Annotated in this window: 1 pseudogene; it reads right to left on the reverse strand. The window is 47.6% G+C overall.

The features are described from left to right. Window positions 1-89 precede the first annotated feature (89 nt). A pseudogene (locus IQ294_RS16255) lies at window positions 90-359 on the reverse strand (alpha-L-glutamate ligase); the annotation flags it as partial.

A 359-nucleotide genomic window follows, 5' to 3' on the forward strand; every position in this document is an offset into this window, starting at 1 on the left:
AAAACAAATAAACCGTATCCCGGAAGCTGCAGGGATACGGTTTATTATTTTGGAGATTTTACGATTCAAGTCAATTGGCGAAGAGCCTGTTAACCGACAGCAACCGTCTTCTTCAATTCCTGGCCTAGCAATTTCGCCAATTCCAGCATGCCGTATTTCCCGGCAGCTGCTTCTGCGTCCGAATTGTAATTCGTATTGGTGTTGACGTCGTATGTGAAGATTTCTCCTGCAGCGTTGCGGATGAATTCGATGCCTGCCACGGCGATGTCGTTCCGGCGCAGGAATTCTTCATATTTCGCGATGATCGGATCATCGAATCCGTCGACAATCTGGAATTTCGGTTTCTCTTCAGGCTGCTC

This window comes from Planococcus beigongshangi, from assembly GCF_016820495.1.
Classification (GTDB): Bacteria; Bacillota; Bacilli; order Bacillales_A; family Planococcaceae; genus Planococcus; species Planococcus beigongshangi.